14 protein-coding genes are annotated in these 25,589 nt (G+C 39.6%); 1 reads left to right on the forward strand and 13 read right to left on the reverse strand.

The window, feature by feature from the left end; genetic code table 11:
- The gene (locus HMPREF0766_RS08195) at nt 1-1,497 is read left to right on the forward strand and encodes a carboxypeptidase regulatory-like domain-containing protein (protein WP_002995553.1); all 1,497 of its coding nucleotides are present in this window, start codon (nt 1-3) and stop codon (nt 1,495-1,497) included.
- Between the two features lie 19 nt (nt 1,498-1,516).
- On the opposite strand, the gene HMPREF0766_RS08200 is transcribed toward HMPREF0766_RS08195, so the two are convergent.
- The 13 genes from HMPREF0766_RS08200 to HMPREF0766_RS08260 form a co-directional block, all read right to left on the reverse strand.
- Nucleotides 1,517-2,164 carry a LuxR C-terminal-related transcriptional regulator gene (locus HMPREF0766_RS08200; RefSeq protein ID WP_002995556.1) on the reverse strand — a complete coding sequence of 216 codons (648 nt, stop codon included), beginning with the start codon at nt 2,162-2,164 and terminating at the stop codon, nt 1,517-1,519.
- A 579-nt stretch (nt 2,165-2,743) separates the two neighbouring features.
- On the reverse strand, nt 2,744-4,258 hold the full coding sequence (locus HMPREF0766_RS08205) for a RagB/SusD family nutrient uptake outer membrane protein (protein WP_248676717.1): 1,515 nt from the start codon (nt 4,256-4,258) through the stop codon (nt 2,744-2,746).
- A gap of 71 nt (nt 4,259-4,329) precedes the next feature.
- Nucleotides 4,330-7,821: a TonB-dependent receptor gene (locus HMPREF0766_RS08210; RefSeq protein ID WP_002995560.1), complete on the reverse strand. Its 3,492-nt coding sequence runs from the start codon at nt 7,819-7,821 to the stop codon at nt 4,330-4,332.
- A 184-nt stretch (nt 7,822-8,005) separates the two neighbouring features.
- Nucleotides 8,006-9,127, reverse strand: coding sequence for a FecR family protein (locus HMPREF0766_RS08215; protein WP_037460027.1), 1,122 nt, complete (start codon nt 9,125-9,127; stop codon nt 8,006-8,008).
- 92 nt (nt 9,128-9,219) lie between these two features.
- The gene (locus HMPREF0766_RS08220; protein WP_115388702.1) at nt 9,220-9,765 is read right to left on the reverse strand and encodes a sigma-70 family RNA polymerase sigma factor; all 546 of its coding nucleotides are present in this window, start codon (nt 9,763-9,765) and stop codon (nt 9,220-9,222) included.
- 652 nt (nt 9,766-10,417) lie between these two features.
- Nucleotides 10,418-12,811, reverse strand: coding sequence for a PDZ domain-containing protein (locus HMPREF0766_RS08225; protein WP_002995566.1), 2,394 nt, complete (start codon nt 12,809-12,811; stop codon nt 10,418-10,420).
- Nucleotides 12,812-12,829: 18 nt separating this feature from the next.
- Nucleotides 12,830-14,260: a RagB/SusD family nutrient uptake outer membrane protein gene (locus tag HMPREF0766_RS08230; RefSeq protein ID WP_002995567.1), complete on the reverse strand. Its 1,431-nt coding sequence runs from the start codon at nt 14,258-14,260 to the stop codon at nt 12,830-12,832.
- A gap of 12 nt (nt 14,261-14,272) precedes the next feature.
- Nucleotides 14,273-17,677 (reverse strand): TonB-dependent receptor, encoded by a 3,405-nt coding sequence (locus tag HMPREF0766_RS08235; RefSeq protein WP_002995568.1) that lies wholly within the window; start codon nt 17,675-17,677, stop codon nt 14,273-14,275.
- Between the two features lie 132 nt (nt 17,678-17,809).
- Nucleotides 17,810-18,904 (reverse strand): FecR family protein, encoded by a 1,095-nt coding sequence (locus HMPREF0766_RS08240; protein WP_002995569.1) that lies wholly within the window; start codon nt 18,902-18,904, stop codon nt 17,810-17,812.
- Between the two features lie 86 nt (nt 18,905-18,990).
- Nucleotides 18,991-19,593 (reverse strand): RNA polymerase sigma factor, encoded by a 603-nt coding sequence (locus HMPREF0766_RS08245; protein ID WP_002995570.1) that lies wholly within the window; start codon nt 19,591-19,593, stop codon nt 18,991-18,993.
- Nucleotides 19,594-20,102: 509 nt separating this feature from the next.
- On the reverse strand, nt 20,103-20,828 hold the full coding sequence (locus HMPREF0766_RS08250; RefSeq protein WP_002995571.1) for a LytR/AlgR family response regulator transcription factor: 726 nt from the start codon (nt 20,826-20,828) through the stop codon (nt 20,103-20,105).
- Nucleotides 20,829-20,893: 65 nt separating this feature from the next.
- On the reverse strand, nt 20,894-22,219 hold the full coding sequence (locus HMPREF0766_RS08255) for a RagB/SusD family nutrient uptake outer membrane protein (RefSeq protein ID WP_002995572.1): 1,326 nt from the start codon (nt 22,217-22,219) through the stop codon (nt 20,894-20,896).
- A 24-nt stretch (nt 22,220-22,243) separates the two neighbouring features.
- Nucleotides 22,244-25,582 carry a SusC/RagA family TonB-linked outer membrane protein gene (locus tag HMPREF0766_RS08260; RefSeq protein ID WP_002995573.1) on the reverse strand — a complete coding sequence of 1,113 codons (3,339 nt, stop codon included), beginning with the start codon at nt 25,580-25,582 and terminating at the stop codon, nt 22,244-22,246.
- Nucleotides 25,583-25,589: the final 7 nt, after the last annotated feature.

A 25,589-nucleotide genomic window follows, 5' to 3' on the forward strand; every position in this document is an offset into this window, starting at 1 on the left:
ATGAAAACATATCTAAAACTCGGCCTGGCAATATTCATCATTTACTTTTACTGCACAGGCTGCAGCGAAGAACTCATTGAAAAAACTGTAACCGCCACCGTCAAGGGAATGGTCGTAAAGTTCAAAACAAATGAACCTCTTGCTAATGTAAAAATTACGTCGTCGCCAACCACACAGACAGTCTTCTCTGCTTCTGACGGGACATTTGAAATTAAGGGTATGCCTTTGGGTGATTATGCAATAAAAGCAGAATTGAATGGCTATGTAACAGAAATAAAGGGAGCCAACCTTACAAACGCAGATCAATCGGTGAGTCTGGTTTTCGAAATGAAAGATGACAAGTCATTAAACTCTCCTCCAACAGTACCGCAACTCATTAGTCCGGCTGATAACGCAATAAATTTACCTCTTAGTGTCAAACTGACATGGAATTGTACAGATCCTGATGAAGACAGTCTCAGCTATAGATTGATTATCAAGAACAATAAATCTGGAGACATCCGCGATATTAAAAATATTAAAGATAAATCATATCAACTGGAAAATCTGGAATATGGTACGAGTTATTTTTGGCAGGTTGTTGCGTCTGACAGTATTCACGCTGAAGTATTCAGTCCTTCATATAAATTAACTACTTCGGAGACCCCTCAGAACAGATTTCATTATGTCAGAAAATCGGGTGATAATTATCTGATCGTTTCATCTGATGAGAACAATCAGTCTTTTAATCTGACAAGTAACCAAACAAATTCACTACGAGTCAGAAAAAGTAATGTTGCCGGAGTGCTCGCCTTTATCCGGGTCACAGATGGTAATGCGCATATTTTTACAACTAAAGCCGATGGCTCAGCACTATCCAGAGTTACGACTATCCCGATTGCAGGATTCAATATTACTGAACTGGATTTTGCCTGGAGTGCAAATGGTAAAGAAATAGTGTATCCGAATTTTGATAAACTATATCGGGTAAATAAGGACGGAAGTGGTACGGAGATGATTTACCGCACACCAGACGGAAGCTTTATATCAGAATGCGACTGGAGTAATGACGGCTCCAAAATAGCACTGAAAACCAACGATATAGATGGATACAAAACAAAGATATATGTTATTGATATATTAGGAAATGTACAACATAGTATATTGGAGAATGTAAAAGGAGCTGCAGGAGGTATAAATTTTTCAGTAAGCGGAGACAAAATACTCTATACGCATGATATATCAGGATATGAAAGTCAGGATTACAGACAATTGAAAAGCCATATTTTTCTCTATAACTTAGTTGATAATACAAAAACAGATTTATCAGCATTTACAAAGATACCTGCCGGATACAATGATCTTGATGCCAGATTCTCGCCGAACGAAGCAGAGGTTATTTTCACACAGACCTCCAATGACGGAATTTCTCAGAAAGATATTTATAAGATTGCAATCACAAACGAAACATCCCGAAAGTTATTATTTACAAATGCTTGGATGCCGGATTGGGAATAGCAAAGAAGTATATACTCCTTCAAATAAGATCGTATTGTATGGCCAGGCGAAGTAACCCCAGGGAATTTTTAATATTAAGCTTTTGAAAGATATTCTTCCGATGTGTTTCTACAGTGTTAAAGCTGATAAATAATTTTTCCGAAATAACTTTACTATTGTGTCCATCACAAATAAGCTGAATAATTTGAATTTCACGATTAGTAAGTCTTCCCAGAATAGTCGCCACATCTTTAGGTTCTGCATCATTTGAAGAATATGAAAACCTTTCCAGAATACGCCTGCGTAAATCCTCTCCCATGTAGACTTCCCCCTTTTGGATGCACGCGATAGCATGCAGGATTTCCTGACAATTATTATGCTTATCTATAAAACCGCTGATCCCCTGACGAAAGAGTTCATTTACTTTACGCACACTATTTTCTCCGCTCAGAATTAGTATTTTAGTCTGTTGTAACTTTTCTTTGACATACTTAATAAGCTCACAGACACTGCCATCTGAAAATCTTGTCTCTGTGATGATGAGGTCAGTCTCATTCTGTTGAAGCCATAATACAGCTTCGGCAACATTATTTGCAAATCCTGCAATATTACCCCAGCCATTTTTTCGCAATACATTAGCGACTCCCTCAATAGCAATACATTGTTGATCTACAATGAAAATTTTCATTTCTTATAATTTCAATATTAATGACTTAAACCACAACATCTACTCATAAGGAATATTCCCGGATCCTGATTATAATAAAGAATAAATTAATAGCAATTGTTTAGGCTAAAAACGATACTATAGTTAGTGTAAATATTTTAACAAAATATAATTCAATCTGAAAATTCGCTTAATCGTTTCTTACATGTAAAATCCAATCAAAAATATAATTCTGATTTGAATTGAAAAATAAAGAATAAAGCGATAAAAATTTAAACAAATTACATTCTTTAAGTAAAGAAAAGCAGTACTCTAAAATTTTTATAAATTATTACTGGACGACATAAAGCCAACACTGATTGTCAGCTATCAGAAAAATTAATTTTAAACCTTTGCAACCTTATATTTTTCGAATATATTGGTTATTCATTCCCAGCACAATATACAATATATATAATTTAATACGAAGAAAAATACTGCCCCTAAAATGTAGAAAAATGGCCACAATCTAAAAATTATTAAGAAAAGGTATTCATTAGCACATAAAAAAAATAAGGACAGCCTGCAGGCTGTCCTCAAGTTTAGATTCGAACAGTTCTTCTAATTATAGCCGGGATTCTGCTTGATCACCCCATTACTTTGATTAATAGCTTCACGTGGCAGCGGATAAAGTACAAACTCTGGTTTAGCCACTGTAGATCCCTGATCTATCGCCCTTTTGATATATAATCCCCAACGGATCAGATCATCTCTGCGCCAGCCCTCTGCCCACAACTCAAACAAACGTTCGTCCTGTATCTTTTCCAGAAACTGCGCTTTATTTAAGCCGGAAGGAAGATCCGGAAGACCTGCACGCTGACGGACCAGATTGACTGCCGTATATGCTTCTTCTGTAGGTCCTCCCTTATCTTCATTTATACTTTCAGCCAGCATCAGCAGGACATCCGCATAGCGGTATACCGGAAAATCTACGGCACTGTTCTGCGAGTTGATCTTAGACGGATCCGGAGCGAACTTCATCGGAACAGCTCCACGATCTCCTATAGCACGTGCATCTTTGTAGATAATATTTCCATTGGCATCCTTGCCAATAGGATACTTTTCCAATATTAGTGTAAGCCGCTTATCCCGTTTATCAAATTTATCATATGCCGTCCAGCGCATCTTATATCCTCCCCAGGCAGTTAATGGTATTCCTGACGGATCTTTATAATCGGCTGGTAAAGCATGAGCAAGCCACATATTTGTATATTGATCGCCTCCTGTCGCCGTACATACAATAGGAAGTATAATTTCCGGAGAAGCTCCTCCTTTATTATTGATGTTGAACAAATCCTGATAATTGGGCTGAAGAGAATAGCCCATACTTTTTATCTGTTGGCCGGCGGCCACAGCCTTGTCCCATTGTTTTTCATGCATATACAATTTCATAAGACCTGTTAATACAGCCGCTTTAGAAAACCGTCCGTAGTCTCCGCCTGTCCATCTATCCGGGAGTACTGCTGCTGCTGCGAGATAATCATCTTCTATCTGCTTGACCATCTGCGCACTGGATGGTCTGGGAACAGGAGCTGCTTTAGGATCAGCAGCTATCTTCGCATCCGTAATAATAGTCAAGGGGCCGTAAGCAAAATACAGCATCATGGCGTAATTCGCCCTGAGTGCTTTCAGTTCACCTGTATAACGCTTTTTAAGATTTTCATCCATTGCGACCTTTTCCATATCATCCAATGTAATGGCAATACGTGAAATAAACGGTAGATAGCGACCATAATGGTCTGTCACCCAGGCAAAATCCGGAGAAAAGTTAAGCACAGGCATTCTCTGCCAGTCTCCTCCCCAGGCACAATCCCCCTCATCAGTAGAAATAAAGTTTTGTGCACGCCAGGAGAGAGATGCTGAAGTCCAGCCTCCCTGCCAGTCTGTACCACCAACCAAGCCTGTGTAAGCTGTCGTTACTGCGGCACCAATACCTTCGGGGGTCATTACTACATTATTCAAGTCACCATAGGAGACATAATCTAAACCTTTTTCGCAGCTACTAAATAATGATAATCCGACGCAAAGGCAGGATACCGCGAAACATCTGTATCTGTTAATTTTAGTTTTCATCATTTATATATTTTAAACGTATAAATAGTGATTAGGATTGACCCTGCTGACTGTTAACACGTTGTATGTTTTAATTAGAATGAAGCATTTAGACCAAAGACATAACTTCTTACCATCGGATAAAAGTTATCCATTCTTAGTTCCGGATCAAAAACAGGATACTTTGTAATTGTAAAAGCATTCTGTACATCAAAGGAAACTCTCAAACTGGAAAACACCTTTTGCTTACTGATCCAGTTGCTAGGAAATGAATAACCCAAAGTGATATTTCTGGCACGAAGAAAAGTAGCGTCTATCAACCAGTATGTGGATGCCCCCTGATATCCTCCATAAGAGGGATCGCTGAGCGAAGTAGGCATTGTTCCATCAGTATTAAAAATACTCCAGACTGGTTCTGGTGTAGGCATAGCATTCCATCCGAAGCCATTCATACTTCCATCCCCTGCACGAATTCCGGGAACAGGAGACCATCGTTTTTGTTTCAGACCAGAAAGGTAGATATTCAGGTCAAATCCCTTATAATGAAAGGTATTTCCCAAACCAAAGTTGAGTGTTGGTTCAGCATTACCTAATAACATCTTATCTGCATCAGTGATTTTTCCATCCGGCTGTCCTGTTAGTTTACCGTTGGTATCAAATCCATTAATATCTTTAATAATTACTCCTCCCGGCAGCATTCCCGGCATATGCGCAGGTGCTTCACCAAATTTACCAGTAAAGAAACCATCAGCTACAAAACCATAGATGGGATTGTATAAGGCATTACTGCCTGTCGCGATCTCGTATGCCTTAAGACTTTTTAAAGCCATATCCGTGCGCTCTACCCAGTAATTCTTGTAATGAGAAAGATTTATACGGCTAGACCAGCTAAATCCACCTTCATCTTCCTCCCGTATATTTTTGGATTCCAGACTGATCTCATATCCTGTAGATCGGGTCTTACCGGCATTTCCAAATACACCTTCAATAATAAATCCCTTAGAGTAAGGAATAAATACAATCAGGTTACGAATGGTTTTATTAAAATAATCTACCGAACCGGATAGTCGGTTGTTTAATAGAGCGAAATCGGTACCTACATTAAATTCTCCAGCAGTTTCCCAGGTCAGATTTGGGCTGGCATCCCGCGTTTTTATAAGGCCTGAACTTACGTTATTGGGTCCGAAATAACCATTTACTCCTGATAAATATTGTTCAAATGCTGAAGAACCGAAAGAACTGTTTCCGGTTTCGCCATATCCGGCACGCAATTTTAGGAAAGAAACAACCGTAGCGTCTTTTAGCCAGTTCTCATCAGATAGTACCCACCCTGCAGATACTGCAGGGAAATATCTCCATTTTTTGTTTTTCGCAAAAATGGATGACCCATCTCGTCTCACAGATGCCTGTAAAGTAATGTTGTCTCTGTAAGTATAGATAGCCCGTGCAAAATAAGAAGCCCAGGTTGTCTCACTTTTATATGAACCTACCACGGGTTTGTCAGACTGTCCGAAGAACAAGTTGAAATAGCTAACTAAATCCGATAGAAAATTTTGATTCCCGGCATTAAATCCTTCCCAGTTTGTTTTTTGGAAAGAATATCCTGCAACAGCGTTCAAATGGTGTAATTCACCTATATTCTTATCGTAATTCAACGTATATTCAAATAGTTTGGATTGTGATTCGGATTGGGCGATAGACGCCGCGCCATTAGACTGACTACCGTAAAGAAATGTTCTGGGAAAATAATTAGAGCGTTTCGCATTTGACTGATCATAGCTGAAACTGGCTTTTGCTTTCAATCCCTCCATAATCTTCCACTCTCCATATGCATTGGTCAGCACCCTATTTGACTTGGTAAGATCCGTAACCGTCTCATAAGACAGCGGATTAGGAATAGCTCCATAATATGGGCTTATCGGATAACCACCCTTATCATCGCGCAGCGGTACATCCGGAGACCAGTAAATAGCTGCAGTAATTATACCGCCATTTTCAAATTGTCCATTCGTGACGGTATTATTAGCAAGGGAGTTGGACACTATGATATTCGCTCCTATATTCACCTTATCAGATACCTGATGCTCCAGATTTATGCGACCATTGTACCGTTTATAATCAGTACCTATCAGTACACCCCGCTGATCAAAGTAATTTCCCGATGCAAAATAGTGAGTCTTGTCATTACCTCCGGACATGGAAATATTATGCTGCTGCGTGTAGCCTCTGCGGATAATAGCCTCTGTAGCGGTTTGTGCATCGACCGCATTATCAATCTGTTGCTGTGTATAGATTGGTACAAAAGGATCTTTTACAGCAGATGCATCTTTATTGCCATAATATGGTCCTACACCATTCTTCATATACCAGACTTCTTCTTTCAGCAGGTTACGTTGTCGCATATATTCCTTAGTGCCGAAGACCTCATACATTTTATCGACATTTTGAATTCCGTAACTACCAGAGTACTCAAGTGCTGACTTTCCATTTTTACCTTTTTTTGTTGTCAACAATACAACCCCTGCTCCGGCACGTGCACCATAAATAGAAGCCGCACTGGCATCTTTCAGAAACTGTATAGACTCGAGGTCATTGGGATTGATAAAGTTTAACGGTGATTTATCTACGCCACCGGATACATATTTGGAGCCTATTCCTCCGGCCATGTTAGGTTGCCCTGCATTATCATTTATAGGTACTCCATCCAGTACATACAGTACACCTGCATTAGCAGAAGATGGATTACTCCGGATCTGCACCTTCACACCTGCGCCCGGCTGACCTGTTTCCTGAATAACCTGTACTCCGGCTGCTTTTCCTTGTAAAGTTTGCAGAAAACTGGAAGCAACGCTTAAATTAAGATCTTTTGCCTCAACCTTTGCGATAGCACCGGTAACATTTTTTGATTTAATAGCTCCATAACCGATCACAGTAACTTCAGAAATTTCATTACTAGCTGCAGATAACGATATCTCAAGATGAGAATCGCCTGTATAAGTAATCTCTTTAGTCTGATAACTCACATGACGAATGATCAATGTCTGTCCGGATAACACTTCAATAGTAAATTTTCCGGAAGCGTCCGTCTGCACAACCTTATTACTTTCTTTTACACGTACTACGACATTAGGCAGAGGCTTTCCGTTTTCATCTTTAACAATCCCCGTAACCACTTCTGACTTTGATTGTTTTACAGAAGCAATAGTTGAAGCAGCCTTTTCCTTACGTCGCAGAACGACCGTACTACCCTTTATCTCATAGGTAAGTGGCTGATTTCTTACAAGTTCATTAAGCGTCTCCTTAATAGATCCGTCTTTAACATTTATATTAACAGGTTTAGTTCCCTCAAGATGACTGTTTACATAGAAAAAATCATAACCTGTTTTAGTTTTAAGACTCTTAACGACTTTTTCAAGCGAAGCATTTGATTCTTTAAGTGATATCTTTTGTGCACTTGCAGTTGCAGTTAGCTGAAGCGCTGATGTAACGACAATTACGCTCATAAGATATTTCTTTCCTGAAAAACGTGTGCCTGTAAATGACAAATTAAGATACTGTCCTTTTTGGGCAAATATAGGATTCCTCATAATGGTTTATAATTTAAAAATTGGATATTTAACTCGCATTCTCTTGCATCTGGGCGAATGCTTAAGACCGGAAAACAACTTTTTCTACGGTCATTACCTGGAATTGGGATTAGTCTTTATGTTTCATATAAGATTAAATTTAGTTTTAGAATAATTAGTGTGAAGTGTGTTGTGTGTTTATTTATCAGTATTTACAGATGTTAACTCTGTTATCATCTTGTGTAATCTTCAGAAGACTGGTAGAGCCGAGAATATCTAATATTTTTACGATATCATCTTCCATACGAATCTGTCCGCTCATTCCATCTAAAGGGATAATGCCTTCATATGCGACTTGTATATCATGAAACCGTACCACCTTTCTCATAATTTCATATATATTTTCATTCCTGAACTCAAAGTATCCGTTTTTCCAGGAAGTGACTATCTCCGGATCGACTCTGATCTTACTAGCATAATTGGTCTTGTCTACCTGGGATTGCTCTCCCGGTTTAAGTACAATTTCTTGATTCACCTCTACCGCACCCTCCAGTAATGTTGTTTTGACAAGAGGTTCATCCGGATAACTATTGATATTAAAGTGTGTCCCCAGAACCTTTACCTGTTGATTACGGGAAGTCACAATAAAAGGTTGCTGTTCACTCTTCGTTACTTCAAAATAAGCTTCGCCCATCAGTTCCACTTTCCTTTCTTTCTGATGTGAAAAACTAAGCGGATATCGGATTGAGGAAGCTGCATTAAGCCAAACTTTCGTTCCGTCAGACAATATGATCTTAAACTGCTGACCTCTTGAAGTAGCCAGCGTATTATAGCTTACCTCCATTCGATCAGTGTCTGATTGCGTATCGTAAATCCTGACAATATTATCTGGGGAAACAGAAGTTATACTATTATCCTGAATGAATCGATTCTGTGCTCTGTCTTTGATCAGATCTATGGTATCTCCATCAGACAATGTCAACACAGCTTTACGAAATCCTTTCGGTATCTGATGCTCATGGATCATTGCTATGCTGCCTCCGGAATCAATATTTTTATCATTTTTCAAAAGCAACTGCAGTAAAAAGAAGAATAAAACAGAGGCGGCAACAGCTGCTGTCCGGACAACAATATTTCGATGTTTTCTTCCGTTAATTCTTTTTTTAACAGACCTGAATATCTGCTCACTTTTATCCGAAAGATCACTCTCTTCGTCAACATCCTGTTGTCTGTTACACCAGGCATTATATTGAAGCAGATCTTCATCCGAATAATCTCCTTTATGAATTCTGGAAATGATAGCTCTGATTTTGTTCTTATCGGTCATGATCTTATGCCTTACAGTTTGATCAGCACTTTGGTTATATAATGTAAGAGACATAAGGAATGAGCATCCCCTAAGACAATTAAAAAAATAATTTATCCAAACATTCTGTTCAGATACAGTCTGAGTTTTTTTAGGGAGATTGTCATTTGTGCTTCAACTGTTTTTTCTGAAACACCTAATTCTAAAGCAATTTCCCTATTACTCAGATACTGCTCCCGGCTAAGTTGAAAAGTTGCCCGCGCACGCAGTGGTAAAGAAGCTGTAAAGTCGGTAATAAAATTTTTTAGTTCCTTTACTTCAAGAAAATCATCTGCGTGTAAAGCTGTACCGGAAATCGATCTTGCCAGAATTTCTTCCTTACGCTTACTCGTTGCTATCACCCTTATCATTCTATATCTTACAGCCGCCATCAAATAAGACTTGAGATTAGAAATATGCAGATTCTCCCTGTTCTCCCACAACCAAACAAATATTTCCTGAACAACATCGGTACACTCATCCTCGTCCCGGAGAATATTAAAAGCATAGCGATAGAGTATTATGGAATATCGAAAATAAATAACATTGAAGGCTAATTCACTATTAGTCTTCAACTCGGTCATCAACCTATGGTCATCCCAATTTTCAAATGCTGCCATGTCCACTTCCATTAAAAAATTATTCCCTCATTTAATAATTTCGAAATAACAAAATATTACATCCATGAACAACAGACATATGCAACCGGTTGTATAATATTTTAATCAGGAAATGTAAAAAGCAAAGCCAAAAGACTGTATTAGAAGATCATATTACAGCAGAATAATAGCTTAAAAGCAGCATAGGTATATATAGACACTATTTCCAACAGTATTAAACGGATAAGAACCGAGGCATATACACTCAGGCCCAAAAGGATTAAATATTTTAAAAATGTAGAAATCAAACTACAATAAAATCAGGAAAAAGTAAAAATGTAACATCTGAATTAACTTATTCTATCTGGATTTTGAAGTAAGATATTACCACCAGTATGCACTAAGATTATGATCAAATAAAGTATTTTGTCAAATTGCCATTTGTGAGTTTATTATAGAACTGATATTATATCCAATAAAGTGTTCATCAATAATCTTACAGATATTCAGATAGCTAATAAATAAAAAAAACACCGATAATCCATCCATAGAGCATAAAAAAGGCACGTTATTTCAGATTAAATAACGTGCCTTTTATTATAAGGGCTGACTGTAATAACAGTCAGCTAATAAATCAAACTTTATGATTTTATTCAACTTTCAACTCATTATATCACAACTTAAGTACCAAATCCTGCTTAACCTGATTCCGGTAAATTTTTATGTTTAGCTGTCCGGCATATGTATCTCTTTTGACTATCCTGTTAAAATCTGCAACAGTATTTGTAGTTTCTTTTTGACAGGAGACAATAACATCAGCAATCCGAAGTCCGCTTTTGAAAGCGGTACTGTTTTCATCTAATTTTACAACTAATACACCGGCAATTTCAGGAAGTCCCGCAGCTGATTGTTCGCCTAATGTCTCGATTGACTTAAACTCCCCTCCACCCCATTTTACGATCTGATTTTTTAGCTCTTCTTTCTGTATTTTCACTTGTGGTATTTCGGGCTTCACAGTTTTAGCAAGCAGTCTTCGACTTGTAACACCGACATCGGAAGTATTAAAGTTCTTGAAACCTACAGGAATACGATCCGTTACACTGAAGTTGCCTGTTGCTGAATTAGCAAATTTTCCGTCAAACAATACGGAATGTGCATCTACACCTTTGGCCTGATCTTTCTTCAAATCCGCTACATTCGTGTAGTAGTTATAATCTACAGTATCACCCCAATAGTTGACCTGAATATCCTGATGGGATTGCATCACAATGTTATTGCGAAATACATCATGGCTATTTTTGAACCATACATGCGGATGAAATCCATTATTGAGTATGACATTATTGTATACCTTTCTGTAAAATCCTTCCCGGAGTTTCAAACCGCCACTCAGACATATGTTATTATAAATCTGGTAATTTGTAGATCCGTCATCCAGATCAATATCCCATCCGTGATCACATTGAAATCTATTGTTACGTATCAATGTGGGCGTGACAGCATCCAAAGTGACCCATTCCGGATGTGCGGCAGCCAGTCTGTTCATTTCCTTACGGTCCGGATGCCAGAACCGGTCTCTTCCCCATGAGTTGAATGCTCCGTGATCACTGGTCTCCAGTACGGTACGGAACACATCATTATGTGCAATATCATGTCCACCCCATGTCCCGTCTCCGATATTAATTCCTGCCCGTGGTACTTCATAGATCGTATTGTGCAGCACACGAATAGCCGATGCCATGGATATTTGCACGCCGGCTACCTGCTTCTCGATAAGACCAATATTTCGGATCAGATTATTACTTGCTTCACAATCCGAAGGATAATTATCTGATTTCGGCCCCTTTACTGTGTCTATCTCTGTCTCCGGGACAAACTTCTCATAACGAAATGCAGGTGATCTGACCGCATCCGGATTACCTACAAAGCTGATCGCACTTGCACCTATCCGCTCTATCAGATTATCAGCAATAATGACTTCTCTGTTATAGTCACTAACAAATACAGCGTTACCGCCCAGGTCATAAAAATCTGATCCTGACAACTGACAACGCTCAGCATAGCTGATCAGTACAGCCCCTTGTCTGTATATTGTCCAGTCACTACGCAGTAAAGGTTCAGCTGTCTTCATAAATGTCGGAGCCGTGTGGACAAATTGTATACCCTTCACATGAATATCGTGAACCGGCTTTGCTTTACTTCCGGACAGGGTAATAATATTTTCCAGTATCGAAGCTTCCAGTTTTTGCTGTGCCGGATTTGTGCCTTTGGGAGCCATGTAATATAAGGTAGATGTCTTTTCATCCAGATACCATTCGTTGGTTACGTCCAACTCTTCAAATACATTCTCCACATACCGGTATGTCTCATGCATCTTGCTAGGTCTGTTATTCTGCAGTCCACCTTCTAATTGTAAGTTCCCATTGGCATCCTTTCCTGTCACCTTGTAATGAAATCCCCCCCATCTGCCTATATGAAGAGCATGTACAATTGCACCCTCCGGATTTTTCCAGTTTTTGACACGTTCTGGGCTGATAGCATCGGCTGCATAGCCATTGAAAGGAAGGATTGAAGGATCGTAGTTTGGGTATCTTGCACGGATCAGCTGTTTACCATTTGCATACAAACTTTGGAAACGGATTCCTTCAGGCACCTGAGCTGTCCAGAGCCCGTTTTGTCCAGGTTTCCATTGCAGGAGTAAAGGTATTGCCCCGCTAAGGACTACCCGCTGACCTTTAGCAGATTGGATCGTTAGCGGAGCATGCTGTGATCCGGATTCTTCATGACTCAAATCCAGAGATCGATCCAAATAGTAAGTTCCTTCATTGATAATGACATCAACAGTTCCTTTATATCCGTTCTTTTTCAACTTTGATACTGCCTGCAATGCAGCATTTGGAGTAGCATAAGGCTGTGCTATTGTACCGGGATTATTATCCCGGCCGGATTTGGCTACATATATTTTTTTAATTTTTGCGGGTTGCGCATTTACTGCCACAGCTCCTCCGGCAGTGCATACTATATATAATACTAACAAGCGGGCAATAAAAGTTAAGGCGTAGTTCATACTTAAAGTTAAAAATATTTATTGATACAAAGGATTTTGTGGGATATTATTATTCGTTATCTCTTCTATCGGAATAGGCCATGTCTGGTTATACGGCCCTACAGGAACTGTCAGGGTATTACCTCGCTGAATTTGTATACGGTTGAATGTATTTGTACGCTTCATGATCATCCATGATAGTCCTTCCTGATGCATCTCCCAATCCCACTCCTTCCATACTGCCTGCTGAAACTGCTCTTTACTCAGATTTTGCAAGTCTGGGACATTTGTAGGATCATTTTTATCTATCCGCGCTCTTTTGCGTATTTCATTAATATATTGATACGCTTGTGCAGGTCCGTTAACCGCATTCTCTGCTTCTGCGGCTATCAGATACATTTCAGCATAACGCACTAAAGGAATGGCATAAGACACAAGTGATCCCGATGGCAATACTCCCCTGTCTATCAATGATTCATCTACGAATTTATGGAAAAATGGTCTCGCCAATGGTCCGCCGGGAGCCGGGTAATTAATCATAATTCCCCAAGACAACCGCCTGTCTCCTTTCGGAAAACTATTGATAAAATTATCTGAAGGCACTAGTGTAGGTGTAAATCCGGGAGCTGTACAAGAGCTGCCATGCAGGAAATTACCTCCCCGGTCCGCTACATATTGTTTATCCCAGATAGATTCTGTGGTATACGCAAGCTTATGAAATACATTAGCATAATCTGCCACCAGTGTAAACTTACCGGATTTGATGACATCCGTAGATTTTTTCAGTGCATCTGCATAGTATTGTGTCTGATTTAGCGGATTACCGGCCATTGTCAGGTATACTCTGGCCAGCAAAGCAGTAGCTACAAGTTTGTATACACGACCTTGCTGTGGAGCATTATCCGGAAGATTGGCTTCTGCAAAAAGCAAATCCTGAAGAATCTGACTGTATACATCTGCCTGAGGCGTACGGGGTAAGCGCAGACTACTATAATCTTCAGCCACTTTCAGAGGCATCGGCACATCACCGAACAACTGTACCAGTTGAAAGAAAGCATATCCTCTCAAAAAACGGGCTTCAGCCGTCAGATTTGTGACCTGCGTACTGCTCAAAGGAGCATCAGGAAGATACTTTAAGATAAAATTGGCATTTTTGATTACCGCATACGGGCCGTTCCATGCATCACGCGCATTATAATAAGACGGTGTAGGCTGATTGTTATAAATCGGTAAAGCCTGTTCTGCCTGTGCAGAAGGAGCTGCATAAAGATCTGTAATCATTTCATATGTAAAAGGAATATACATGGGCAAGCCACTGTAGATACCTTTTACTGAGGCCTCATAGTTTCCGGGATTCAGAAAAAACTGATTCGGACTTAAAATCGTTTGAGGCTTTTCTACTAAAGTACTTTCACAACTCTGTACCAGAAGTGTAAAAAGTAATATAAATATGCTATATATCGTTTTCATGTTCTTAAAATTTTAAAAATCCACTCTAATACCAGCCGTAATTGATTTAGTAGCAGGATAATTACCTCTGTCCCATCCGTTTACTGATGCTGACGCCCAGGAAACTTCAGGATCAAAACCGCTATAATTGGTTATGGTCAGATAATTTTGTGCACTTACATATACTCTAACCTTTGAAATGCGCAGCCTGTCTGTGACGCTTAAAGGTAAGGTATATCCCAGTGTAATATCACGAAGACGCAGATACGATCCGTTTTCTACCCATAGAGAGTTTGCATAATCCCGAATCGGACTACCACTCTTTGCACTGGGTTTGTCAAATGTATTGCCCTGCCCTGTTCCTTTCCACCGATTGTCAAAACCTTCCTGAGTAGGTGCCCAACTACCATTAAGTGAGATATTGTATTTTCTGAATTCATTTACAATATCATTTCCGTAACTACCTACCATCAAAAATGAAAAGTCAAAATTCTTATAGGTAAACCCGTTATTAAAACCAAACGTAAACTTAGGCTCCAACCGGCTCAGAACTGTACGGTCATCCTGATCATTAACGGTTCCCTGTCCATCCCAGTTCTTAAATCTGTAATCTCCGGCTTTCTTTGATGGTTCTCCGTTAGCAACGGCTTCCTGATCAGTCTGATAAACTCCTTCTACCGTATATCCGTACAATTGCATCATAGACTGACCCACGATAGTCGGAAACCAGTTGCCACCAGTTCCGATCTCTTTGAATGTAACCGGTTTACCATAAGCGTCTACGCCCATATCCAGAACTTTTGTGCGGTTAAGGGAGATATTAAAAGAAGGATTCCACCTCAGGTGTTCACCCAATCGTGGTTGAGCAGAAATCTGAAATTCAAAGCCTTTATTTTGTACCACTCCAATATTCTGCAATACAGAGCCAAATCCACCGGATCCAGGCAAAGTGACATTCAACAACAGATCTTTAGTACGCTTGTTATAATAATCGGCTACGATCTGAATTTTGTTGTTAAACAATCCCATATCCATTCCAATATCATACTGGCGGGTTGTTTCCCATTTCAGATTCGCATTTTCAAGTGCAGCCAGAATAAACCCTGTATTTATCTGATTATTAAATATTGCATCCCTATCAGACACATTTGCCAAAGTCTGATAGTTAGCTATAGCCTGATTACCGGATTCTCCATAGGAAGTTCTGATTTTCAGGAGAGATAAGGTAGTGTTATCTTTTAAAAAATCCTCCTTAGAAACTGTCCAGGCAACTGCAGCTGACGGGAAAAAAGCATATTTGTTATTTGCTCCAAAACGGGATGAACCATCCCTTCTGCCGGATATCGTAAAAAAATATTTATCTGCATAGGAATAATTCGCCCGCGCCATATAAGAGAGTAATCTGTTGTCTCCAAATGTAGAAGAAGGAAGTGCCTTTGTAATAGCAGATTGTATATTAGAAGTTTCATAGGTATCACTTGCAAAACCTATCCCGGTACCACTGTTAAGTTCGTCATTCTTACTTGTCTGATAGGTCAGACCAACCAACGCATCCAGTTTATGTTTATCTCCAAATTGTTTTTGATACTCCAGAATATTATCGTTAATAAAAGTGGTTGAGCTGCCATACAGTTTGTTTGCTATTCCAAATACAGGCTTGCCATCTACAGTTCGCTGGCCAAGGCTTATATTACCAGGATAATAAGTATCCCGTTTATTATATGCGTGATCAAGGCCTGCACTTAGTTTTAATTTAAGCCCATCTATAATCTCATAAGAAACAGCCACATTACCAATAATACGCAGATTATTGCTTCTGTTCTTCCAGTTTTCAGAGAGACCTACCGGATTGGTCTCACCCCAGGATACACCTGTAAACTTTGTGTAATTGCCATCAGCATCATATACCTGCATGGTAGGTGGTAATACCATAGATGACCATGGAATTCCTCCTCCCCCATCCGCGCTTTGGTATTGAGCACGGTCATAAGCTGAATTTTGAATAGATAAATTCGTAATAAGATTGACTTTATCAAACAGCTTATGATCAATATTGCTACGTAGAGACAATCTTTTGAATCCGGAATTACGGATAATACCATCCTGATCGAAATAACCAAATGAAGTAAAATATTTGGTATCCTGATTGCCGCCACTCAGACTCAGATTGTGTGTCTGTACAGATGCCGTTCTGTAAACAAGATCCTGCCAGTCTGTTCCCTTTCCGAGTTCATTTATCTGTGTCTGTGTCCACGGGAGTGGTTTGCCGTCATTAACAGCCACTTCATTCTGCAACGTAGCAAAATCCGTTGCATTGATCACATCGATCTTTTTGCGAAGCACCTGAGCTCCTAAGTAGTTATTATAGGAAACTTTTGTCTTTCCCGATGCACCTTTCTTGGTGGTGATCATAATCACACCGTTAGCACCTCGTGATCCGTATATGGCTGTTGAAGAGGCATCTTTTAATACAGATACGCTTTCGATATCATCTGGATTAATCTGTGCCGTCAGTCCGTCCAGCATCATCCCATCCACCACATACAGAGGGTCATTACTCGCTGCCAGAGAATTTGTGCCTCGTATTTGTATTTTCATGCCCTCACCCGGCTGACCAGAAGCCTGGTTGACACGTACACCCGGCGCATGTCCCTGTAAGGCCTGTGCTACGTTAGATACACCGTTGACCTGTCCCAGCTGAGCTGCAGATATAGTAGAAACAGATCCTGTCAGATCGGATTTTTTCACTGTTCCGTAACCGATTACGACAATCTCTGCAAGGTCAGAAATCTCTGTTTTCATGGCGACATGTAAGGGGCTACCGGTGTATATACTTTCAAACGTTTGGTATCCAATATAGGAGAAGACCAATGTAACATTGCCCTGTTGGGCTCTTGCCAGCTTAAAATATCCCTGCGCATCCGTTGAGGTAATATTGTTTGTTCCTTTTATTTTTACGGTAACTCCTGAAAGACTATTGCCCATACTGTCTGTGACTGTACCGGTGATCGTTTCCTGAAAATTTTCACCTGTAGTATTGATTGCCATAGTCTTTACAGGAATTTGTCTGCTTATCCGAATAGATTTGCCTTCCAGCCTGTAGTTCAGCGGTTGATCGACAAAAACAAGGTCCAGCACTTTGTTTAATGTGCCGGCTTTTATATCTATACTAACCGGTTTTGTTCCTTTCAGCAACTCACTGTTATAGAAGATTCTATAACCACTCTGCTGACTGATTGATCTCAATACTTTGCCTAATTTTTCGTTTTTAAAAGACAGGTTGATATTTTGTGAATAGGCACTGCTGTATATATGGCACAGCATCAGACACAAAAACAGAGTTGTGCACTTTATCCAAAGTACAGGTTTTTTATTTAATGATCTGCGAAAAATCTGTTTCAGACCAAAAGACTGTTTGAATGATATGATTAAATTCATACATTTGCTTGGTTTAGTTTATAAATTGATTAATACTGACTATCTCTATTTTAGTCAATTGAACTGGATTTAAACGGTGTTGCTGGAACTTCACCGTTTTCCTTTTTTTATAGTTTATTTATGATGCATAGGCTATTTAGTTTTTTTCTGTTTTATAATTACTTTATGATTCTGATACTGATAGTCAAGCTCTCCTGTTCCTTTTAATGTTTCCAATGCGTCTCCAAGAGATACATTTCGCTGCAGATATCCGTTAAACTTGTACTCAGCAGAACCTGTAAATTCCATATCCACATTATACCATCGGCTCAACTGATTTAAAATATCATTTATCGGAGTTTCATTAAATAGAAAAGCATCTGACCGCCAACTTGCTTCTTCTTCCAGATCAGCTATTCCGACCTTAAACTCACCATTCCGCTCCAAAACTGCTTTGGTACCCGGGGACAACATTTTTTCATGGTTATTTGTATTATTCTTGAGTCTGACAAGTCCGGTGAATAAAGTCGCAGACTCATTCTCCTCTCCATAAGCTTTGACATTAAAACTGGTTCCTAATACCTCCACCGTCTGTTTTAAAGTATGTACGACAAAAGGAATACGTTCACCATCAGCAGCATACTGTTTTCTGACTTCGAAGAACGCTTCTCCCTTCAGCTCAATTTTACGAAGATTGCCTGCGAATTTTTGCGGAAACCGAAGTGTACTACCCGAATTAAGCCATACTTTTGAGCCATCGCTGAGGCTAAGATGAAATGTGCCTCCCTTAGGTACATGAACTTCATAATATTCATTTTCCCCCTGATGTACCATTTTTCCCGATTGATCTCTAATTATACTGTCCTGAATAATCAACTCTCCGAATGTAGAATCCAACATAATATGACGACCGTCTGCTAATTTTAAAGTAGCTTTTGAGATTGCCGGGCCAATATTATTCATCAGCGCTACCTCAATCTTCCTCTCTCTCTCATACCAGTTATATAATAATGCAGCTCCAGTCAATGTCAATAACAATAATGCTGCTGCGTATTTTAACAAATGATAATAACGGGTTCTTTGTGTCTTTTTTGTTTCAATACCTGACTGCTCCTCCATATGCCACTTTACAATATCATCAATCTGCCCCGTTCTTAGCAATTCCAGAAACAAAGCAATTTCCTGTTCATTAGCTTTACCGCTATGATAACGTTGTACCAGTTGTTTGTAAAATTCTTTATTATCCATGAAATTGGTTATCTGTAAAGGTTTGAGATGAGCCCTTTGGTATAAGACACCACAAAAAGCGTTTAGGGTACCGGATATTTTATATTTTATTTAAATAAAATATAATCAACTGAAAAACAAAGGAGTACACAGAAATGAATATCAAGAGGTCCGGATATCAGCGACCTGAATGTTTTCATGGTCTGCACCATGTATTTTTTGACGGCATCTCTACTGAATCCCATTTCCTTTGCGACCTGATCATAGGTCATTTGTTTTTCTCTGCAGAGGTCAAAAACCTGTTTTGCTGTTGGAGAAAGGTTTTCGAAAGCCCGTTGAATAAACTTTTCGTATTCTTTTTCTTGCAGACTATTCCCAGTAGTCTGCTCTTCCAACGGATAATAACGGAGTAATTCCTGCATCGATACATTTGATCTGGAAATTGCTCTAAGGTGATTGAGTGTATGGTTTTTGGCCAGCGTAAACAAATAGTGCCGGAAAGATAATACCTTAACAAACCGCTCCCTGTTGTCCCAAACTTTCATAAATATCTCCTGACAGATGTCCTGAGCCAGATCCGGAGATTTGACATACCCTTGTACAAACAGATATACAGACTGAAAATACTGCTCATAAATACGCTCAAATGCACGTTCATTCCCATTCTTCAATGCGAGTAGAATCTGCTTTTCAGGAACTGGATATTTCATATATGACCAAGGATCAAAAATTTAAGTTTACCGTACACAAATTAAAGAAGAAATCTAAAAAGTAAAAATTATGGTACTCATTTTCAGAATGAAATATTACAACATTATCTGAATAAAAGACAATTCTTCTCTGTATAATCTATAATAAAAAAATAAAGACAGGACGAACATATGCAATAAGGAGAATACAATCGTATTAATTAATTAACATAAAATTTATTAACTATCATTATTATAAGTCACCTATTATTATCATCATAAGATGACGGTACCCATTACTCATAATATGACTAATTAAACTGTATTCATCTATTATTTTTACATTACTCTATTCCCTTACGTCAATCAAGAGTTAAATTGTAACAAACTTGAGCAAGATATTATATGGTAATCCGCATGTAGCTGAAGAAAATATAAAGAATTCCGGATCAACTAATTTCTTCAGGAAATTAGTTGATACATAACGACCTGAATGTTTCCTGACCCTGAGATTATCAAATGAATTGGATTTATTTGTCGAGCCACAATTGAAAGTCATTGGATTTCTCCTCACTGACAATAATCTCCGGATTGTCCAGTACCTGAGGGTGCAATTGCAGTTTTATACGGTTGCGGCTCATCTTTACCATTTCGGCAATAGACTGGATATGTATTATAAATTTGCGGTTGATCTGAAAGAAAAATGCAGGATCTAATCTCGGGGCAAGTTTACTTAATGTATCATCTACAATAAAACGGTCCCCCTGCACCGAAAAACCATATAAAAGCTTATCATCAGCCATGAAATACGCTATGTCTTCTACAGGTACAGATTTTAACCGGATACCATAACGCACCAGAAATCTGTTTTTATACTGGGGTACAAGCTCCTCACGCGGCAAAAGCGATTCCACTTTACTGAGTGCTTCTTTCAGTTCAGGTAATTCAAAGGGTTTTAGCAGATAAGCATACCCCCGGTTACGGAATGCCTCCAATGCATATTCATCAAATGCAGTTGTGAAAATAACGGGAGTCTGAATTTTGATATGATTGAAAATATCAAAGCTAAGGCCATCTCCAAGATGGATATCCATAAAAATAAGATCAGTCTCATTTTTCCCTAACCAGCTGATTACATCCCGGACAGTAGATTTGACAACAGCAGTATAATCATCGTTCCACAGCTCCGTCAACATTTCCAGCAGGCTCTCTGAAGCCCAGCTTTCATCCTCCACGATCAGTACACGAATTGCCATGCCGTGAAATTAAAAAAAAATCCCCACTCTCTAAAGAATGGGGATATCTATCTACATATATATGACTATAGATCAGGATTTTTTTCAATTGCTTCCTTAGGATAGCGAATCACGTAGCGCGGATCATTCTGGATAAGGCGATATTCTTTTCCGAAGAATGTATGTATAACTTCCGGACGATCTGTACGTTTCATATCGTTCCAGCGAAGACCTTCCAGAGCCAATTCGCGTGCACGTTCAGTAATGATCTCTTTCAGCAGTTCCGCATCCGGCATCGCATTTAGTTCAGCGTTGCGTGTCGCAAAGTAGGTTGGTGTAAGGCGGTTTTTCAACAATGTTGTCAAAGCACTTATAGCCTTAGGCCGGTCTCCCAGACGTGCTGCTGTTTCAGCAATAATCAGATATAATTCTGCATTTCGGAAACTAACATTATAACGGATATTTCCACCTTTTAAAGAAACGTAATTACGGCTTCCCTGTTTTCCAAAATATCGTGCGAAACGCAGGTCATCTTTTTGGTTATACAAGCCTAATAATTTTGATGAAATAAATGTGGATGTGCTTACATTAGATTTACCAACCTCTTCCCAGGCCTGAATCATTTCTGCCGATTCAAAATCGTTAGGTAATACACTTCCGGTTTTATTAAGGTCTACCAGATCAGCTTTGATGGCCAAAGCCTTTTCTGCTGCATCCATAGCCACCTTCCATTCTCCTTTATACAATCTCAAACGGGATTCAAAAGCATAATATGAACGCTTGCTGAATCTGTATTTTACAGCTGCAGGCTGATCGCTGACATTCAATAAGGCATTACCTGCCTGCATGTCCGCTTCTATCTGCTTATATACAGCCGCGACTGTAGCTGCAGGAAATTTTTGTTCCAGATCTATAGTAATGGATATCGGAACACCCTTATCAGTCGCTGCCGTACCGGCATTGTATTGCTCAGCATACGAATTCAATAACTCAAAATGCGAATAGGCACGCATCAGATAGGCTTCCGCACGTATCTGTTGTACAGCATCCGTATTGCCGGCTGCTTCTTCCGCTTTTGAGATAACATGATTAGCATAGAAGATCGTCTTGTAAAAGGACAGCCATGCGTAAGGCAATGTTGTAGCGTCCGGATTTCGATCATTCCAAAGATGAAGATCACGTATTGCAGCCAAATCTGTAGAATTTTCATCTAATGCCAGTTCATCTGTCCGGAGGTTCAGATAAGATTTTTGTGCTGGAAACGATTGGTAGCCACTGGTCATCAGGGCTCTGAAGTCGGCCTCAGTCTTAGGAACTACCGTTCCGACAGGCTGTATGTCCAGATATTTGTCACATGAGGAGAAAACTGTTCCCATCAAAAAAAGACAGAGATATGTGGTATATTTTTTCATGTTGTATATTCGTATAGATAAGTGTTAAAATGAGGCAGATAGTCCAAAAGCAATAGATTTGGATATAGGCTGCGCATAGTTATTACCGTAAGTCTCCGGATCAAAAAATCCGGTATAATCTGATCCGAATACAAACAGATTACGCCCCTCTATACTCACGCGAAGATTAGATGAACGAATCTTTCTGCTAACCGATTGAGGTAAGGTATATCCTAAACGGATGCTGTTGATACGCGCATAGCTCATCTTTTTAGACCAGATATCCAGAAACTGGAAGGAATTGATCGGATCATTGTCCATCATCCAGCTATAAGCCATCCATCTGTCATTCAGCTCAATATTGGAACTGCCCAGAGCAGGCAATGTACTTTCTCCCTTCACGACCGCTAACATTTCACGTGTATTATTCGCTCCTCTGTCTAATGATGAAGGATTGTAAGTAGGTGTACGTCTTACCAGTCTATTGATATTAAATATGGCGGATACAGCAAGATCAAAATCATGGTATCTGAACCGGTTGGTCATACCTCCGATAAACTCCGGATCCAGGCTTCCTTTGTACTTAAATTTAGATTGATACTTACTTGCTGTCATATTAGTAGCTACATTATATCCGGGAAGAAAATCTGCCCATGGATCATACAGCTCATAGAAATCCTCAAAAGAAACCACCTGTCCGTTATCACCGTAGAATTGTGGAACGCCGTCCTTATCCAGTCCTGCTGTTTCCAGCACAAACATAGAGTTAATCGGGAACCCCGCTCTTCCGTCAGGCATATATGCTTTAGGATTAGCGACTACACGTGTCAGCTTGTTACGATTGTGTGCAATATTGAAATCTGTAGACCAGGTAAAATGTTCTCTGCTGATATTTTTACTGGAAATAGAAAGCTCTATACCATCATTCTTGACCGAAGCCCAGTTGCGTTGTACAAGGTCAAATCCATTCTCTAATGAAAGATCATTATTACCGATCAGATCTTTACTGTCACGGTTGTAGTAATCAACGGTGACTACCAGTCTGTTTTTCCATAATCCCAGATCGAATCCCGCATTCCAGGATGCTGTACGCTCCCAACGCAATTTGTCATTGGCAGGCGCTGTCACTACGATTGTAGGTTCATTATTTCCGGGCAGCAAAGTTGCATTACTGTAGTTTCCGACAATAAACGGATATGTATTACGATCAATATTTCCCTGAATACCATATGATCCGCGTATCTTCAGCATAGAAATAGCTTCTATATCTTTGATAAAATCTTCTTCAGAAGCATTCCATGATCCGGAAAGAGACCATATAGGAAGGAATCTGTATTTTGGATCGACCCCAAACATATTCGAACCGTCGTAGCGGATACTTCCATAAACGTTATACTTACGATCTAATGTATAAGACGCATTAGCATAGAATGAAGCATATGCCGTCTCACCTATTGCTTTTGCATATTGTCTGTATAATCCGTTATTCTGGTAGTTGCTGTTTGGAAATACAATATTCTGCGTAGTCAGTGTCACAGGATTAAACCCGAATCCTTTTGTCGAGATCAGCGTGTTTTTTGATCTTCTCAGCTCGGTACCGGCCATGACGTCCAGTTCATGACGACTGTTGAATGTCTTGTTGTACTGCACAAAAGATTTCCAGTTGTATTGAAAATCACTTTTACTGCTATTTTCAATAATACCACCATCCGGCAGGAAGTATTTATATTGTTTTGTCTGACTATCGTAGTAGCGGGTATTTTCTCTGAATTTTCTGGTAAAATAAGACTCTTTATCTCCAAAACGTTCAGTTCCCACTTCTTCAAACTGGAGTCCCAGCTCAGTACGTACTGATAAAGAAGGAATAATCTGATATTCCAGATTAGCGATAGCTTTCATGCTTTTGTTCGCCAAGGAGTAAGAAGTATTTTCTCTCTCCTCGATAACATTAAAAGGAATATAAGTGTTCTTTTCAAACCCTTCTATATCCCGGTCATATATATAATTCCCCTGGGCATCTCTGACCTGTAAATAAGGATTCGCAGTACGTGCATATTTGCTTGGATTAGAAAAGCCATCTGCATCCTGAATCAGATTGTGTCGGTCTGTGGCAGATCCCAACAAGCTTAATCCTCCTTTTAGTTTGCTGTTGATATTAAAATTGTTGCTGAATGTAAGTGAATAACGACGCATATCTACACCTTTGGTAGTAGCTTTCTCATCATAAAACCCACCTGAGATATAGTATGTATGCGCATCCGTTCCACCTGACACAGAAGCCGTGTATTGCTGATTAACAGCATTACGAAAAAGCTCGTCTCCCCAATTGGTCTGCTGATTGCGCAAAGTATTGATAGCCTGCTGACTTGCAGAGGATAAAGCAGTGAATCCGCCTTTTCTGAATGCATCCAGTTCATTTCCCGTCGCAAGAATACGGGCAACAGCCCCTCTGTCCGCACGGTAATCCAGATCTGCTCTGTTTGCCATGGCCAGTTCAAAATCAACTTTTTCACTTGATGACATCAGGTTCAGTTTATTATAATCCGGACGTTGCGATACAAAACTGTTGGCACTGATCTGCACCTGCGCAGGTCCTTTTTTACCTTTTTTGGTTGTGATCACAATTACCCCATTTGCGGCACGTGCTCCGTATATAGAAGTTGCTGCTGCATCCTTCAGGACGGTGATATCTTCAATATCATCCGGATTAATACCGGCAATAGGCAGATTGGTCAGATTATTCAGATTGTCCTTGTCAAAACTGTTTGGAAGCGCTGTTCCCTCTATTGGCAATCCGTCGATTACCCATAACGGATCCTGTGTTCCGTTTAATGATACAGTACCTCTGATACGGATTTGCGGTGCACTGTTCGGCCCCCCGTTCAGATTACTCAATTGCAAGCCTGCTACTTTTCCTTCCAGTAACTGATCGATACTGGATACACCAGCCTGTCTGATCTCAGCAACCTTCAGTTTATTATATGCTGTAGTATTCTTACGTTTACTGATATCGGTATACCCCGTAACAATAACTTCTTCCAGCGACTGATTTTCCGTACGCAGATAAATAGTCTTCTCTCCTCCGTTTACTTTTACATTCTGGCTTTCGTACCCTACAAATGACACAGTAATAAAGGCTGTGTTTTTAGGCACTTTCAACTCAAAGGCTCCGTTTGAATCCGTTAAAGTTCCCAAAGCAGATTGCTGAATCTGTCCCGGAACTCCTGTGTCCTCACTGACCGCTGAGCTTCCCAGCAGGATAGTCACTCCGCTGATCGGATTTTGACTGCTGGCATCAAGGACCCTTCCCTTGATGGTAATTACATCCTGTGCATATAATAACTGCGCACAGGAAAATAAAAGAAATAATAAAATTCTATTCATGTTAGGT

This window comes from Sphingobacterium spiritivorum ATCC 33861 (assembly GCF_000143765.1).
Lineage (GTDB): Bacteria > Bacteroidota > Bacteroidia > Sphingobacteriales > Sphingobacteriaceae > Sphingobacterium > Sphingobacterium spiritivorum.